This window comes from Arthrobacter sp. zg-Y895, assembly GCF_020731025.1.
GTDB lineage: Bacteria > Actinomycetota > Actinomycetes > Actinomycetales > Micrococcaceae > Arthrobacter_B.
In genome coordinates this window covers 24,700-40,614 of the sequence record NZ_JAJFZY010000001.1, presented here as the reverse complement: position 1 = coordinate 40,614, position 15,915 = coordinate 24,700, and the positions used below count along the sequence as shown (strand labels likewise).

Sequence of the window (15,915 nt, the reverse complement as noted above, 5' to 3'; positions counted from 1 at the left end):
GCGACGCCGGTCGTCACGTTGAGGAGGAGGGACGCGTTGTGGACGAGGGGTGCGTTGCGCGGAGGGCCATGCCGGTAGGAACGATGCCTGCGTGGCGGTTCGATTCATGCCGTTTCGACTCGGAAATCGTGTTTGGCCAGCTCCTCGACGGACCCGGTTTTCGGGTAGGTAGTCGGGGTGAAAAGACGGGTATTCGGGTTTCCGATAGGGGCTGTTTTAGGCCTGTTTTCGACCTCGGAATGTCAGTGCGGGGTGAAATCCTGAGGTATGGATCAGCTCGGAAACACCGAACCGACAACTGAAGAACCAGGCATAGGCCAGCAGCCGCAAGAGCAGGCTGGCGACGCCGAGGCACCCTGCTCTCCGGTCAGTTTGTCTGTATACCGGGCGCAACTTGCGGCCCGAGCGTCTGCCGGGGTCACTGGTGAGGATACCTTCGGCTCCGCGGGTTCCGGTGCCGATCCTGTTGAGGCCTACCCGGACGGTTTCACCGGAACCCTTGCCTTGCAGAACCTTGAAGCCTTCGACGAAACCACGGTCGGTGAGGCCTTGGTCCGGCTGGAACATCTGATTTCCTGGGGGCAGGCGCAGCGGGCCCACCTATTGAACCGGATGGAGCAAATCTTCCGACACAACTTCTTCGACCCGTCGGAGCGCGATAAACCCGGGATCGCTTTCAGCCTCGCAGCGGCCGAATGCGCCGCCATCCTGAATGTTCCGCAGGTGACCGGCCAGCGGCTGCTGAGCGAGGCCGGCCAGCTGTGCGGCACCCATACCGCTACCCTGGCCGGGCTGGAAGAGGGCCGCTTCTCGTACCAGCATGCGCAGGTGGTCCTGGAACAGTGCCAGAACGTTCCTGCGGAGAAACTCCCCGGGTTCGAAGCAGACCTGCTGAAGGCTGCGGAGGGCCAGACCCGGTCCCAGTTCTCCGCCAAGGCCCGGCGGCTGCGCGAAAAGACGTTCCCGGAGACCATAAGCAAAAGGCACCTGACCGCGTTCGGGCAGCGCAAGGTCACCCTGGACCGGGAAGAGGACGGCATGTCCTGCCTGTCGGCCTATCTGCGTGCTGCGGAAGCGCAGCAGATCTATACCGCTCTCAGCACTGCGGCGCGGGGTGAGCAGTCGGGAGGGGATTCCCGGACCACAGACCAGCTGCGTGCGGATATTCTGGCGCAGCTGCTCATGGGCGGCAGCCGGGGTATCTTCACCGCGCCCGGAACCCCGGATGTGGCCGGAACCCAAGACGCAACCGGGGTCCGACCCGGAGCTGGAACTGGAGCCGGAACCCGAGACGTGACCGGAACCCGAGACGTGACCGGAACCCGAGACGCGACCGGAAACAACGGCAGGGCCGGGCATACCGGCGACGACACTCACAGAACCAGACAGAACGGGGGAAGCATCGGTGTTGACGGCGGCCCGGAGAACAACGGCGGCCTGGAAGACAGCCCCGATGCGAAGGCCAGACCGGACGTGGGGTCCGGACCGGATGAGGGAATCGTCCCTCGGGCGGAGATCATGGTCCTGATCAGCGCGGAAACCCTCTTCGGAGCCGACGACGAACCCGCCGAGCTGCACGGCTACGGCCCCATCAGCGCCGAAGAAGCCCGGCGGTTGGCCAGGAATGCAGCTGGATGGGCAGGGCTGGCTCAGGACCCAAAGACAGGGGAGATCCTGGGCGTCGGGAGACGCCGAAAGGTCCCGGCGGGGCTCCGCCGCTGGCTTCGCGCCAGGGACGGAACCTGTCGATTCCCCGGCTGCCGGGTCAGTACCGCCAACGCGGACATAGACCACACCGTCGACTGGGCACGAGGCGGACCCACAGACCACGGAAACCTGGAACACCTCTGCCGCAGGCACCACCGCTTCAAGACCCTCGGTTATGGGAAGGCCTGCCAGCCGACACCCGGGGTGATCGAATGGACTTCGCCTACCGGCCGTGTCTACCGAACCGAGCCCTTCCTGGAACTAGGCCCACCGGGCACTGCACCTGATCCGAGGAAGGACCACAGGCGAACGAACCCTGAGCAGAAGGAACCGGAACAGGTGCCGCCGTTCTGAACCTGCGCCCGTTCTGAGCGTGCCCACCAGTACCGCCGGCGTGCCGACGTGCCTGCGCCGCTAGGCGTGAGCCCCGGCCTCGCTCACCGGCTTCTGTTCCTTCCGCTGCTGCCGCTTCTCCCGGGATCCTTCCACCAAGCGGTAGAGCACGGGGACCAGGATCAGCGTCAGGGCAGTGGAGGAAATCAGTCCACCGATCACCACAATGGCCAGCGGGCGGGAAATGAAGCCGCCTTCGCCTGTAACTCCCAGAGCCATCGGAGTGAGTGCAAAGACGGTGGCCAGAGCGGTCATAAGGATCGGGCGGAGGCGCTGGCGGGCACCGCGGAAGATGGCATCCTCCACGTTCATACCCGGTTCATTGCCCCGAGGCTGCCGGTACTGGTTAATCAGGTCCATCAGCACAATCGCGTTGGTGACCACAATGCCCACCAGCATCAACATGCCCACCAGAGACGGAAGTCCCAGCGGAACGCCGGTCAAGAGCAGCAGCAGAACGGCACCGGTGGCCGCGAAGGGAATGGAGACCAGCAGGATCAGCGGCTGCAGCAGGGATTTGAAGGTCGCCACCATGATCACGTAGACAATGGCAATGGCTGCAAGCAGGGCCAGGCCCAGCTGCGTAAACGATTCGTTCTGCTGGGTGGCAGCACCGCTGAGCTCGGCGGTGACGCTGGTCGGAAGGTCGACCTCGGCAAGCCGTGACTGGACTTCGGTGATGGTGGCACCAAGGTTGTCGCCGTCGGGAGAGACAGAGACAACGGCGGTGCGTTCGCCGCCGGAGGAGGAGACCGACGTCGGCACCTCCACCTCTTCCACCGTGGCCAGGGCGCTCAACGGCACGGAGCCGGAACCGGCCGGCACGGAAATGCCGTTCAACTGCTCCAACGAGGTGATGGGGGTGCCTTCACCGATGAGCACCGGCAGGTCATCGGTACCCAGCCGGACCGTACCGGCCGGCAGCGGGCTGATGGTGGAGGCAACCAGCCCGGCGATCTGCTGCTCATTCAGGCCGGCAGCAACAGCCTTGCCCCGGTCGATGCTGACCTGCACCACCGGCTGGGACGAAGAGAGGTTGCTGCTGGCCTCGGCGACGCCGGGCAGGTCGGACATCGCCTCAACAATGGCGTCGCTGGCCGGCTGCAGTTCCGACGGGTCACCGGCGGACAGGGAAATATCCACTGTGTTGGACGTGCCGAAACCGCCGCCGGTACTGCCCAGGGTGACCTCGCCGGCGTCGTCGGCGTCCTCAAGGGCGGACCGCACGGTATCCCGCAGGGCCACATGGTCCACCCCTTCCTCGGTGATGACGGTGAAGTTCGCAACCGAGGAACCTCCGCCGGTAAACGCCGCCAGCCCGGAGGTGGAGGTGCCCATGGTGACCTGGACGTCCTTGATGCCCTCGATGTCACCCAGGATCTGTTCGACGTCCCCGGCAGCCTCGGAAGTGCGTTCCAATGAGGTGCCCGCGGGCAGCTCCTGCCGCACGCTGAAGGTGTTCTGTCCCGTATCGCCCAGGAGGTTGGTGGGCAGCAGCGGGGTCAGGGCCGCCGTCGCGACCAGGATGATCAGCCCGGCGGTAACCGTGTAGACCGGATGGCGCTGGGTGGTACGCAGGATCGGCAGATAACCGCGCTGCAGGAAGGTCCGGGACTCCCGTTCCTCCGCTTCGGCACGGTAGGCGGCCGGATCGGCCACCGGAGGGGTGGACTTGAGGAACCAGTACGCCAGCACCGGCACAATCGTCAGGGAGACCAGCAGGGAGGCCAGCAGCGCCAGGGAAGTGGTGACCGCGAAGGGGCGGAACAGTTCGCCGGCGAGGCCGCCGACAAAGGCGATGGGCGCAAATACCGCCACCGTGGTGAGGGTCGACGCCGTGACGGCGCCGGCAACCTCGCGGACGGCAGTGAGGATGGCGGAACGTTTATCCTCGCCGTAGCCCAGATGGCGCTTGATGTTTTCGATCACCACGATGGAGTCATCCACCACCCGGCCGATCGCGATGGTCAGGGCGCCGAGGGTGAGGATGTTCAGGGAGTAGCCGAAGGCCAGCAGACCGATGAAGGTCACCAGCAGGGACAGCGGAATGGAAACCGCGGTGACCAGCGTGGAGCGGACCGAAAGCAGGAAGACCAGGATCACCAGCACGGCAAAGCCAAGGCCCAGCAGGCCCTCGGTGGTGAGGTCGGAGATGGATGTTTCGATGAACGGTGCCTGATCGAAAATCACCGTAAAGACAGCACCGTTGCCCAGTTCGTCCTGAAGGGAAGGCAGCAGGTCGATGACCTCGTGGGAGATGCCTACGGTGTCCCCGGCCGGCGTCTTGGTGATGGATACGGCCAAGGTGGCTTCGCCGTTGGTGCGCGTGATCGAGCTGGCCTCGTCCTCGGTGATGTCCACCGTGGCCACGTCGCCAATGGTGACCGGAGTGCTGCCGGGTGACGATTCGGTGGACTCGACCGGCAATGCGGAAATCTTCTCGAGGCTGTCCAGCGGAGCGCCGACCTGGATGGACAGTGTCCGGCCGTCTTCCTGGACCGTTCCGGCCGGCAGGAGGGCACCGCTGTTTTCCAGTGCATCGACGATGGCTGCCGGGGTGACCCCGGAGGCGGCCAGCGCGGCGTTGTCCGGCAGGATGGCTACGTGGCGGGTGGCGCCGCCGGTGACCTCCGCGGTACGCACGCCCTCGATCTTCTGCAGGCGGGGAACGGTCAGGCGCTGCAGGTCGGCGTTGAGCTCGGCGAGCGGCTCGTCGGAGGACACGGCAAGGTAGACAATCGGGAAGTCGCTGATGCTGCCGGCCAGCGACTGCGGATTCACGTCTTCGGGAAGCAGCTGCCGGGAGTTCGAAATGGCCCGGTCCACCTGCCCGCGTGCACGGTCCAGATCGGTGCCGTAGGCAAAGGTAAGGCTGATGGTGGAGATGCCGGAGCGGGAAGTGGCCGTGGACGACTCAAGCCCCTCCACAGCGGTGAGCGCACCTTCCAGCGGCTCGCTGACCTGGGCATCAACCACGTCGGGTGAGGCCCCCGGCAAAGCGGTGATCACGCTGATCTGCGGGAACTCCAGTGACGGGATCAGCTCCTGTTTCAGGGAGGTCATGGAGATGACTCCGAAAACAGCCACGAAAACCGTTATCAGGGCAATAAGCGCCCGGTTGGAGAGGGACAGCTTGGCCAAACGGTCCATGATCCTGCCTTAGGAAGGGCGAACTGGAGTTGGGCGACGCGGCCGTGCCGGCGTCGTAAATCGCTGTGCGGCGCAGGTCCGCCCGGAAGGGGACCTGCGCCGCGGATACGACAGGTGCTAGGAAAGTCCCAGGACCTTGTTGGTGTCGGCTTCAATCTCTGCCGCCAACTGCTCGTTCTCGTTGAGCTTGACGCCGTAGCCCGGGATCATTTCCTTGATCTTCGGCTCCCAGCCGTCGAACTGGCGGGGGAAGGCGCGCTTCAGCAGGTTGATCATGATGGGCGGTGCCGTGGAAGCGCCGGGGGAGGCACCCAGCAGGGCGCCGATGGAGCCATCGGCAGCGGTGATGAGTTCGGTGCCGAACTGCAGCACACCGCCCTTCTTCGGATCCTTCTTGATCACCTGCACGCGCTGGCCTGCGGTGATGAGGTCCCAGCCCTCGGTCTTCGCCGAAGGCATGAATTCCTGCAGGGCCTGTGTCTTGCCTTCGCGGGTCTTCATCACCTCGGTGACGAGGTACTTGACCAGGCTCATGTTGTCCTTGGCCACGCCCAGCATGGGCACCAGGTTGGACGGCCGGACCGAAAGGGGCAGGTCCAGGTAGGAGCCGGTCTTCAGGAACTTGGGGGAGAAGCCGCCGTACGGGCCGAACAGCAGCGAACGCTTCCCGTTCACGAAGCGGGTGTCCAGGTGGGGCACGGACATGGGCGGGGCGCCGACCGAAGCCTGGCCGTACACCTTGGCGTTGTGCCGGGAAATGATCGAATCGTCCGTGGAGCGCAGGAACTGGCCGGAGACCGGGAAGCCGCCAAAGCCCTTGCCCTCGGGGATGCCGGATGCCTGGAGCAGGTGCAGGGCTCCGCCGCCGCCGCCGATGAAGACGAAGCGGGCGGAGACGGTACGGGTGGTGCCGCTGGCACGGTCCTTGACCTTGACATCCCAGCCGCCGGTGGAAGAACGGGACACGTTGCCGACCTCGTGGCCGAAGTGCAGGTTCACGCCGTTGGCGCCCAGGTAGTTGGTCAGTTCGCGGGTCAGGGCACCGAAGTCGACGTCCGTGCCTCCGGCGACGCGCGAGGCGGCGACGCGCTGTGACGGGTCGCGGCCTTCCATGATCAGGGGTGCCCATTCAGCCAGCTTGGCCGGGTCCTCGGAGAACTCCATGGTCTTGAACAGGGGCTGTGCGCTCAGCGACTCGTAGCGGCGGCGCAGGTACTCGGAATGCGCGTCACCCCACACGAAGCTCATGTGCGGCAGCGGATTGATGAAGTTGTTGGAGATGTGGCCTGCAGACACCAGATGCGACCAGAACTGCCGGGAAACCTGGAACTGCTCGTTGATGCCCACCGCCTTCGCCGGATCAACGGAGCCGTCGGCCGCGGCCGGGCTGTAGTTCAGTTCGCAGAGCGCGGCATGGCCGGTTCCCGCGTTGTTCCAGGGATCGGAGCTTTCCAGCCCCGCCCGGTCAAGGCGCTCGTAGAGGGAAATGTCCCAATCGGGCTGGAGTTGCTTCAGGAACGCACCAAGGGTGGCGCTCATGATGCCGCCGCCGATCAGCAGTACATCAGTTTTCGTTGCGGAATTATCCGCCGGGCTATTAGCAGTCAACTTGTTCTCCAGTCGCGTGGGCGCTAGCCCTAGAAGCGTATCCCCGACCACATGTCTTCCTAAAATTATCGCTGCACGTAGCCCCTCCGCGGGAGGGGGCGGACTCAGCGTTCGGCGAGCGTTATCCGGTTGAACACTTCGTGCAGGACGGGGCTGGTGGGATAGCCGGCCACTCGGGGGGACAATGCGAGGGCGGAAATGGGGAAGGCGAGGGGCACCGCCGGTACGCGTTCGGAAATCCGGTCGGTAATGGCCCGGTAGGCGTCGGTCTGTTCCTGGCCTTCCACGAGGCTGCGCGCTTTTTCGATGCCGCTGAAAACCTCGGGATCGTTATAGGAAAATTCGTCGGTATACCGGCCAAACAGGGTTCCGACAAAGTTGTCCCCGGCCTCGTAGGTCCCGGCAAGCCCCAGCAGATGGAAGGCCCGGTCCTCCTTGCCCTGGACCTTTTCGAGGTAGCCCTCGGACCAGTCCACGGGGACCGGACGGATGTTGAAGCCGGCTGCGGTGAGCTGGCTGCTAAGCCTGGCGTAGACCCGTTCCGGGGCGGGCAGGTAGCTGCGGGTGACGCGGCGGGGGTAGTAGAAGGGCAGCTCGCGCCCGTCATAGCCGGCTTCCGTGAGCAGCTCACGGGCCTTGTCGACGTCGTACCCGTAGCTGGTAACGGTGTCCGAGGTCAGGCCGAGTTTCTGCGGAAGGAACTGGTTGGCGGTCTTGGTGCCGTTGAGGAACAGGCCGTCCAATACGGCGGGCTTGTCGATGGCATGGGCCACTGCCCGGCGGATCAGTACATTGTCCATCCCGGGGAAATTGGAGTTGATGCCCAGATAGAGGATGGAATACGGATCCCGCTGCTGGATCTGCAGGCCGTTGCGGGCCAGGTCGCCGACGTCGTTGACGGTCACCAGGTCATAGCCGTCCACCTCGCCCTTCTTCAGCGCCCGCAGCCGGCCCTCGGGGCTGGAAAGAGTCTTGAACACAACCGTGCCGACCTGTCCGACTTCGCCCCAATAGTCCGGGTACGCTGCCAGCTCCACGGTGTCGTCGTTCCAGCTGACGAACTGGAACGGCCCGGTGCCCACCGGATGTGCACCGTAGGCCGAGATGTTCCGGCCATTGCGTTCCTGGGTGAGGGCATCGGCCGTGGCATCAGCCAGGGCCTTCGGAGATGACATGGCGAACGCCGGAGCGGCCAGGGCGGGAATGAAGCTGTCGAGCGGCTCGGTAAGCTCCACCCGCACCGTGTACTCGTCCTCCACTACGCATTCGCGGTAAACCGCGGTCTTCGGGGAGTCCGAGAATCCCCGGAAGACTGATCTGTACATGAGGGAATCGTTACGCACGGATTCCGGCAGGGTGTACCAGCGCTCGAAGTTCCGGCGCACGGCTTCTGCGTTGAAGGGCTCTCCGTCGTGGAACGTGACATCGCGCCGCAGGTCAAACGTGTACGTCCTGCGGTCCTCGGACTTGGTCCAGCTCTTCGCCAGCAGGGGTATCGGTGCCGAGGTCAGGGCGTCAACTCCAACCAGGCCTTCCAAAACCTGCCGGGTCACCCGGTAGGACTCGGTGTCCACAGCAAGCGCGGGGTCCAACGTGACCGGGCGGGCCGCCGTCGCAAAGGTGAACCGCTCCTTGGGGCCGGCCGGACCGGTTGCCGTGGGTGTGGGAGTGGGGGAGGGGGAGTCCGCTTCGGCGGTGCAGCCGGCGAGCATAAACGCCGCAGCCACCGCGCCTGCACGGATGACGGAGCGTCGGGAAAGGGCGGGAGCGCCGGATCCGGTGGCTGGATCTTTGGCAGGGCCGGATTTAACGGGGCCGGATTTGGCGGTGCCGGATTTGGTCACGGTGATACTCCTCCGGGACGCTCCATCCCTCATTTTCAGTGATTCTTCATTCTAAATGATTAAAAACCGGTAAACCGCTGTGAGACACGCGTCACTAGGGGTGCGTGTGGGGCAGGATGGGGAAATGACTGATTTGAGCACTGATTCGCCCCTGCTCGAGGTGAGCAACCTCGCGGTTAATTTCCGGACCATGGACGGAGAAGTCCCCGCCGTGCGCAACGCCGGTTTCTCCCTCCCGGCAGGCAAGACGCTGGCCATCGTGGGGGAGTCCGGATCCGGAAAATCCACCACCGCAATGGCCGTCATCGGGTTGCTGCCCGGTAACGGCACCGTGGCTTCGGGCAGCATCCGCTTCGACGGACAGGAACTGGTGGGTCTGCCGGAATCCAAGATGCGGGCAATCCGCGGGCGTTCCATCGGCCTCGTGCCGCAGGATCCGATGTCCAACCTGAATCCGGTCACCAAGATCGGCACCCAGGTTGCCGAAACCCTGTTGGTGCACGGCATGGCCACATCCAAGGACGTGGACCGGAAGGTAGTGGAGGTCCTGACCGCGGCTGGACTGCCCAACGCCGCGGAGCGCGCCAAGCAGTACCCCCATGAATTCTCGGGAGGCATGCGCCAGCGTGCCCTGATTGCCATTGGCCTGGCCTGCCGTCCCCGGCTGCTGATTGCCGACGAGCCCACCAGCGCCCTGGACGTCACAGTCCAGCGGACCATCCTGGACCAGATCGATCGGATGACGGAGGAACTGGGTTCTTCCGTCCTGCTGATTACCCATGACCTGGGACTGGCAGCCGAGCGTGCCTCCGAACTGGTGGTTATGCACCGCGGCGAGGTAGTGGAAACGGGCCCCGCCCGCCAGCTCTTGGAGGACCCGCAGCACCCGTACACCCAGGCCCTGGTCCGTGCAGCCCCCAGTGTGGCAGCCGTGCGGCTGACCCCGGGCGCCTTCGCCGGACATACCGGTACCAAGAGCGGGGCGGCTGCCGCGACGTCGGCGGCCGGAGAACTGGCCGCCGCACCCGCCACGGAGACCGCACCGGACAACATCGTGGAATTCCGCGACCTGACCAAGGTATTCAAGATCCGCGGCCGCTCCGACGATTTCTATGCCGCCAAGAACGTCACCCTGGACATTCCCCGCGGCCGCACCGTAGCCATTGTGGGGGAGTCAGGTTCGGGCAAGACCACTACGGCGCGGATGCTCCTGAAACTGATCGAACCCACCAGCGGAACCATGACCTTCGACGGCATGGACGTTGCCACCCTCGACAAGGCCCAGCTGCGCGAATTCCGGCAGCGGGTGCAGCCGATCTTCCAGGACCCGTACTCCTCCCTGGATCCGATGTACACCATTGAACGGATCCTGGAAGAGCCGCTGAAAACCTACCGGCGCGGCGACAAGGCAGAGCGTCAGCGGCGCGTGCGGGAACTGATGGAGCAGGTGGCGCTGCCTCTTGAGATGCTGCACCGCTACCCTGCAGAACTCTCGGGCGGGCAGCGGCAGCGCGTGGCCATTGCGCGTGCGCTGGCCCTGAAGCCCGAGTTGATTGTCTGCGACGAGCCGGTCTCCGCACTGGACGTCCTGGTGCAGGCACAGATCCTCCAGCTGCTGGGGGACCTGCAGCGCGAGTTCGGCCTCAGCTACCTCTTCATTTCCCATGACCTGGCGGTTGTCCGGTTGATCTCCGACTATGTGTGCGTGATGAAGGACGGGGAGCTGGTGGAAGCCGCCACCTCCGAGGAGGTCTTCTCCAATCCCCGCCACCCCTACACACGGAAACTCCTGGCCTCGATTCCCGGCAACGAGCTCAACATCGACGGCGAGCTGGCTTCCTGACCATGGCTGAAACGCCGGCGGGTTCCGCAGCGGACCTGGAAGCAGAACTGCGGCAGCTGCTCGCGGCCCGGAACCGGGAGGACATGGCCCCCACCATCGCGGCGCTGCTGGATGTCATGGACCGCTATCCGGACAACGCCCGCGTCCTCTATGAAGTGGGCGGCGCCTATGACACGGCAGGTGAAGAGGCAACGGCTGCCGGATTCTACGAACAGGCGCTGGCATTGGGCCTCGAGGGCGACGTGCTGCGGCGCTGCTATCTGCAGTACGGCAGCACCCTGCGGCTGCTCGGGCGCCCGGAGGACTCGCTGGCGGTCTTTGCCCGCGCCCGGCAGAGCTTTCCCGGATCAGTGTCGCTTGGGGTCTTCGAGGCCCTGACCCTGCATGCGGCGGGCAAGGCGAACGCGGCGCTCGCCGGTCTCCTGGTCCTGCTCGCGGAGAATGTTTCGTCGGAAGACCTGGAACGGTATCTTCCGGCACTGCACGGCAATGCCGATTACCTCGCTTCGCTCGACGGCGGGGCCTGCCGCCGCGCCTGAACCGTACGGGGCAACGAAGCCGGGCAACCAAGCCGGACAACCAAGCCGGCCAACCAAGAAGGGCCCTCCATTTGGAGGGCCCTTCTTCGTTGACGCAAGGCCTCGCCGTCCGCGCTGGCTACTTTCGCCGTGTCTTGGGATCCAGGGCCTCACGGAGGGACTCGCCCAGCAGGGTGAATCCAAGCGCGGTGATGGCAATGCAGATACCCGGGAGGAAGGCCAGCTGCGGTGCCACGGCCAGTTCGGCCTGCGCGTAGGTAAGCATCCGGCCCCACTCGGCGGTCTGCGGCAGGCCGCCGCCGAGGCCCAGGAAGGCCAGTGCGGCGGCGTCGATGACTGCTGTCGCCAGGGTGAGGGTGGCCTGCACGATCAGCGGACCCATGCTGTTGGGCAGCAGGTGGCTCATGGTGATTGTCCGCCGGCTTAGCCCCAGGGTCTGCGCAGACAGGATGTAGTCGGCGCTGCGCTGGGAAATCATTGACGAACGCAGGAGCCGGGCGAAGATAGGTACCTGCGAGACACCGATGGCAATCATGATTGCCAGGGAACTCTGGCCCAGGAGGGCGGCAATGCTCACGGCGAGCAGCAGGTTCGGTACGGAGAGCAGGATGTCGACGAAGCGCATGATCACGCTGTCCACCCAGCCGCCCAGGCCGCCGGCGATCACGCCGAGCAGCACTCCGCCGGCCAGGCCCAGTGCCGTGGACACTACGCCGATGATCAGTGACGCCCGGGCGCCCCAGATCAGTTTGGAGAGGACATCGCCGCCGAAACGGTCCAGGCCCAGGGGGTAACCGTCAATGTCTCCCGGTCCGGGGATGTTGGTGGGGGTGATCTCCGTACGGCCGGGGAGGTCGTCGCCGCCGAAGGGGGCAAGCAGCGGGGCGAGGATGGCCACCAATATGAACAGCCCCACGATGACGGCGCCGGCGACGGCGGCAGGGTTGCGGCGCAGGCGGCGGAAAGCGTCTTTCCACATCCCGCTTCCGGTGGCGGGCTTGGCGGTGGGAGCACCGTCGGGAAGGATGGACCCGCCGGCTGCGGGAGGCAGAGTAGTACTCACTGGACACGCACCCTTGGATCGATGAAGCCGTAGGACACGTCAACCAGCAGGTTGATCAGTGAGTACGCCACGGCAATGAAGACAATGAAGCCCTGCAGGACGGGATAGTCGAGGGCGAAGATCGCGTCCCTCAGGAACCTGCCGATACCGCTGAACGCGAAGACCGTCTCGGTCAGCACGGCACCGGAGATCAGCAGGCCGGTCTGCAGGCCGATGGTGGTGGTTACCGGGAGCATGGCGTTGCGCAGCACAAAACGGCCGCGGATGGTCTTCTCCATCAGTCCTTTGGCGCGGGCCGTGCGGACATAGTCGGCGCCCTGGACCTCCAGGACCGATGCCCTGGTAATGCGCACGATGATCGCCAGCGGAATGGTCCCGAGGGCGATGGCGGGAAGCACCAGGTGCATAACGGCGTCCCAGGATGCGTCCCATTCCCGGGTAAGCAGACCGTCCAAAACGTAGAAGTCGGTAACGTGCGTGGCATCGATGCGTGGATCCTGGCGTCCGTCGGTGGGGAACCAGCCCAGCTGGATGGCCAGCACCCACTTGAGGATGAAGGCCAGGAAGAACACCGGGACGGTAATGCCGATCAGGGACAGGACCACCGAGGAGTGGTCCCAGAAACGTCCGTAGTGGCGGGCGGCCAGATAACCCAGCGGGATGCCGATGCCGATCGCGAAGATAAGCGCCACGACCGCCAGCTCCACGGTGGCGGGAAAGCGGGTGGCGAATTCCTCGAGCACCGGGCGCCCGGTGACGATGGAGGTGCCGAAGTCGCCCTTTAGGAGCTTTCCGACATAGGTGAAGTACTGCTCGATCAGCGGTCGGTCAAAGCCGTAGGCCTTGTTGATGTTGGCGATGGCTTCGGGGGAGGCCTTGTCACCGAGCAGGGCGGTGGCCGGACCGCCGGGCAGGTTGCGGACCCACAGGAACAGCAGGATCGAAAGGCCGATCAGGGTGGGGATCAGCATAAGAAGGCGTTTGCCGATGACTCGTAGCACGAGTGTCCTTTCCCAGCCGTGGGGCTGGAGGATCTGGGGTGGAAAAGGCGAGGCGCGTAGGAGGCCGGGGACCCCGCGGGGTCCCCGGCCTCCGCTGAGGTGTTACTTGGAGAGCTTGATTTCGCTGAAGACTTCGTCGTTCACCGGGCTGGCCGGGTAGGACTCGACCCGCTCGGAGAAGGCGAGCGACGGTGCCGGGTGTGCCAGCGGGATGGCCGGCACGAACTGGGCAATGTCCTCATTGATCTGCTCGTAGAGCGGGGTCTGCTCCTCGAGGGTGGAGACCTGGCGTGCCTCTTCCAGCGCGCTGAAGATCTCCGGGTTGTTGAAGCCGAACTCGGGCTTCTCCTGGCCGAAGAACACGCCTACGAAGTTGTCCGTGTCGTTGTAGTCGCCGGTCCAGCCCAGCAGGTGCAGGCCGTGATCGGACCCTGCCTGCACGCGGTCGAGGTAGTCAGGGGACCATTTGTCCGACTGCGGGGTGACCGTGATGCCGACTTCGGCCAGCTGTGCGCTCAGGTTGGTGAAGACCTGCTCAGGCGTGGGCATGTACGGCCGGGAGACGCCGGTGGGGTAGTTGAACTGCACGGTGAAACCGTCCGGGAAGCCGGCTTCGGCCAGCAGGGCCTTGGCCTTCGCCGGGTCGTATTCGTACGTGGTGACGTCTTCGTTGTAGCCGTTGACGACGTCGGGGATGAACTGGGTGGCCACCTTGGTGCCCTCGGGCAGGGTCTGGCTGACCAGTGCTTCCTTGTCGATGGCGTGCGCAATGGCCTGGCGGACCTTGGGGTCGGCCAGCTCGGGCACCTGCTGGTTGATGCCCAGGTACAGGATGGTGAACGGATCGCGCGGGATCACCTTGAAGCCGGCGTCGGCCAGTGCCTCGGTGTCGGCGGGGGCCACGAGGTCGTAGCCGTCAATGTCGCCGGACTCCAGCGACTGGCGGCGGGCCTGCGGATCGTCGATGACGCGGAAGATGATGTCGGTGACCTGGGCGTCGTCGCCGCCCCAGTAATCCTCGTTGAGGGACAGGGTCAGCTGGTTGCCCACGTCCCAGCCGTCGAACTTGTAAGGACCGGTGCCGGTGGGGTGTTCCTTGGCGTATTCGGTCAGCTCGGGGGCTTCGGCGGTGCCCGATGAGTTGTTGGCACCGAATTCATCCAGGGCGGCCGGGCTCTGCATGCTGAAGGCCGGCAGCGAGAGTGCGGCAACAAAGCCGGCGAAGGGCTTGTTCAGCGTAATCACGGCTTCGGCGTCCGAGGACGCTTCGCAGGACTTGTAGGTTGCCTCTTCGGGTGTATCCGAGAAGCCCTTGAAAAGCATGCCGTAGTAGTAGGCCTGGCTTTCGGCCTGCTGGATGCCGGTGAAGTTGTACCAGCGGTCAAAGTTGGCGCAGACCGCTTCGGCATTGAAATCGGTGCCGTCGTGGAACTTGACGCCCTCTTCGAGGTCGAACGTGTAGGTCATGCCGTCTGCCGAAGCCTCCCATGACTTCGCCAGCAGCGGGGCCGGGTCCGCGGTGCCGGGTTCGACGCCGACCAGGCCTTCGAAGATCTGGCGGCTGACGCGGAAGGATTCGCCGTCGGACGCGAAGGCGGGGTCCAGGGATTTGGGATCGGATGAAGCGGCGAAAACGAAGGTGCCGTCCACGTCACTGGAGCCGCCGTCGGCCCCTTCCTCGCGGTTGCTTTGGGCACAGCCCGAAAGCACAAGCGCGCTCAGGGCGAGGCCGGCGGTAAGGGCGGACGCGCGCTTTTTCGCGGACCGGCCTTTCCGGACACTGTCTGCTGAAAACATGTTTTGGGTACTCCTCAAGGGCGGATGAACGCGATGCGAGTGCTGCCTGCGGCCGGAAAACCAGCCCGGATGCGTCCGTTGGACGCACACGTATGGACAGAGCCTAATGCGGAAGTGTTTCTGTTACGTGACATTCGTCACCCTCGGCGTGGTTACGATTCGGCAACGCCGGGCCGGAGGCGATGGGCCCGGGCACGAAAAAAGCCCCGGTCCGAAGACCGGGGCTTTGATATCTGGTGCGCGAGGAGGGACTTGAACCCACACGTCCGAAGACACTGGAACCTAAATCCAGCGCGTCTACCAATTCCGCCACTCGCGCCGATTTCCCCTGCCTGCTGTATTGCGCAGCCGGGAAACCGGTTTTAGTCTACCCGAGGTTAGTCGAGCCCCAGGTCACGCCGGAGCTTGGCAACATGCCCGGTCGCCTTCACGTTGTACTGGGCGAGGGCAACCTTGCCTTCGGGGTTCACCACAACGGTGGACCTGATCAGCCCTTCGTAGGTGCGGCCGTAGTTCTTCTTCTCGCCCCATGCTCCGTAGGCTTCGGCCACGGCGTGGTCGGCGTCGGAGAGCAGCGGGAAGTTCAGGTTTTCGGATGCCGCGAACTTTTCCAGCTTCTCCACCGGGTCGGGGGAGACACCAAGAACGGTGTAGCCGGCGCCTTTGAGGCTGTTCAGGTTGTCGCGGAAGTCGCAGGCCTCCTTCGTGCAGCCGGGCGTGGCCGCGGCCGGATAGAAGTAGACGATGGTGCTGCTGCCATGAAGGTCCGCCAATGACACGGTTGTCCCATCGGCGGCGGGAAGCGCGAATTCGGGTGCGGTTTCATCCGGGCTCAGACGGGGCATTAGGTCTCTCCTTGGTGTCGATTTCGCCGTTGGTGCGTTAAAACGCGACATTTCCAACGTGCGGTGGCTATCCTAGACTGTGGATCGGGCCGTACTCAGCAAACTGACTGTTCGCGGACGGATCC

The 15,915-nt window shown here is 64.8% G+C and carries 10 protein-coding genes and 1 tRNA gene; 3 read left to right on the top strand and 8 right to left on the bottom strand.

Features of this window, described 5'->3' with window-relative positions:
• The first annotated feature begins 504 nt into the window (after positions 1-504).
• Positions 505-2,061 carry an HNH endonuclease signature motif containing protein gene (locus tag LJ760_RS00170; RefSeq protein WP_227918222.1) on the top strand — a complete coding sequence of 519 codons (1,557 nt, stop codon included), beginning with the start codon at positions 505-507 and terminating at the stop codon, positions 2,059-2,061.
• Between the two features lie 60 nt (positions 2,062-2,121).
• On the opposite strand, the gene LJ760_RS00165 is transcribed toward LJ760_RS00170, so the two are convergent.
• The 3 genes from LJ760_RS00165 to LJ760_RS00155 all read right to left on the bottom strand — a co-directional run bounded on the left by LJ760_RS00165 (position 2,122) and on the right by LJ760_RS00155 (position 8,702).
• Positions 2,122-5,250 (bottom strand): efflux RND transporter permease subunit, encoded by a 3,129-nt coding sequence (locus tag LJ760_RS00165; RefSeq protein WP_227918221.1) that lies wholly within the window; start codon positions 5,248-5,250, stop codon positions 2,122-2,124.
• A gap of 117 nt (positions 5,251-5,367) precedes the next feature.
• Positions 5,368-6,858: a malate:quinone oxidoreductase gene (locus LJ760_RS00160; protein ID WP_227918220.1), complete on the bottom strand. Its 1,491-nt coding sequence runs from the start codon at positions 6,856-6,858 to the stop codon at positions 5,368-5,370.
• Between the two features lie 104 nt (positions 6,859-6,962).
• A complete protein-coding gene (locus LJ760_RS00155) occupies positions 6,963-8,702 on the bottom strand; it encodes an ABC transporter substrate-binding protein (protein WP_227918219.1) in 1,740 nt (579 codons plus the stop codon).
• A gap of 124 nt (positions 8,703-8,826) precedes the next feature.
• Here LJ760_RS00155 and LJ760_RS00150 point away from each other — a divergent pair, with 124 nt between their 5' ends.
• Both LJ760_RS00150 and LJ760_RS00145 read left to right on the top strand, forming a co-directional pair.
• Positions 8,827-10,545: an ABC transporter ATP-binding protein gene (locus LJ760_RS00150; RefSeq protein ID WP_227918218.1), complete on the top strand. Its 1,719-nt coding sequence runs from the start codon at positions 8,827-8,829 to the stop codon at positions 10,543-10,545.
• 2 nt (positions 10,546-10,547) lie between these two features.
• A complete protein-coding gene (locus tag LJ760_RS00145) occupies positions 10,548-11,084 on the top strand; it encodes a tetratricopeptide repeat protein (RefSeq protein ID WP_227918217.1) in 537 nt (178 codons plus the stop codon).
• A gap of 118 nt (positions 11,085-11,202) precedes the next feature.
• On the opposite strand, the gene LJ760_RS00140 is transcribed toward LJ760_RS00145, so the two are convergent.
• From LJ760_RS00140 to bcp, 5 genes are all read right to left on the bottom strand, one after another.
• Positions 11,203-12,147: an ABC transporter permease gene (locus tag LJ760_RS00140; protein ID WP_370646904.1), complete on the bottom strand. Its 945-nt coding sequence runs from the start codon at positions 12,145-12,147 to the stop codon at positions 11,203-11,205.
• On the bottom strand, positions 12,144-13,148 hold the full coding sequence (locus LJ760_RS00135; protein ID WP_227918216.1) for an ABC transporter permease: 1,005 nt from the start codon (positions 13,146-13,148) through the stop codon (positions 12,144-12,146). The genes LJ760_RS00140 and LJ760_RS00135 overlap by 4 nt, the downstream gene beginning before the upstream one ends.
• A gap of 102 nt (positions 13,149-13,250) precedes the next feature.
• Positions 13,251-14,945, bottom strand: a complete 1,695-nt coding sequence (locus LJ760_RS00130; protein ID WP_227918215.1) for an ABC transporter substrate-binding protein — start codon at positions 14,943-14,945, stop codon at positions 13,251-13,253.
• A gap of 234 nt (positions 14,946-15,179) precedes the next feature.
• A tRNA-Leu gene (locus LJ760_RS00125) sits at positions 15,180-15,264 on the bottom strand.
• Between the two features lie 58 nt (positions 15,265-15,322).
• A complete protein-coding gene (bcp, locus tag LJ760_RS00120; RefSeq protein WP_227918214.1) occupies positions 15,323-15,790 on the bottom strand; it encodes a thioredoxin-dependent thiol peroxidase in 468 nt (155 codons plus the stop codon).
• Positions 15,791-15,915 lie beyond the last annotated feature (125 nt).

Bases quoted from the DNA above. Each gene is read 5' to 3' on its own strand.
- LJ760_RS00165 (WP_227918221.1), bottom strand. From the start codon at position 5,250: ATGGACCGTTTGGCCAAGCTGTCCCTCTCCAACCGGGCGCTTATTGCC.
- LJ760_RS00150 (WP_227918218.1), top strand. From the start codon at position 8,827: ATGACTGATTTGAGCACTGATTCGCCCCTGCTCGAGGTGAGCAACCTC.
- LJ760_RS00145 (WP_227918217.1), top strand. From the start codon at position 10,548: ATGGCTGAAACGCCGGCGGGTTCCGCAGCGGACCTGGAAGCAGAACTG.
- LJ760_RS00130 (WP_227918215.1), bottom strand. From the start codon at position 14,945: ATGTTTTCAGCAGACAGTGTCCGGAAAGGCCGGTCCGCGAAAAAGCGC.
- bcp (WP_227918214.1), bottom strand. From the start codon at position 15,790: ATGCCCCGTCTGAGCCCGGATGAAACCGCACCCGAATTCGCGCTTCCC.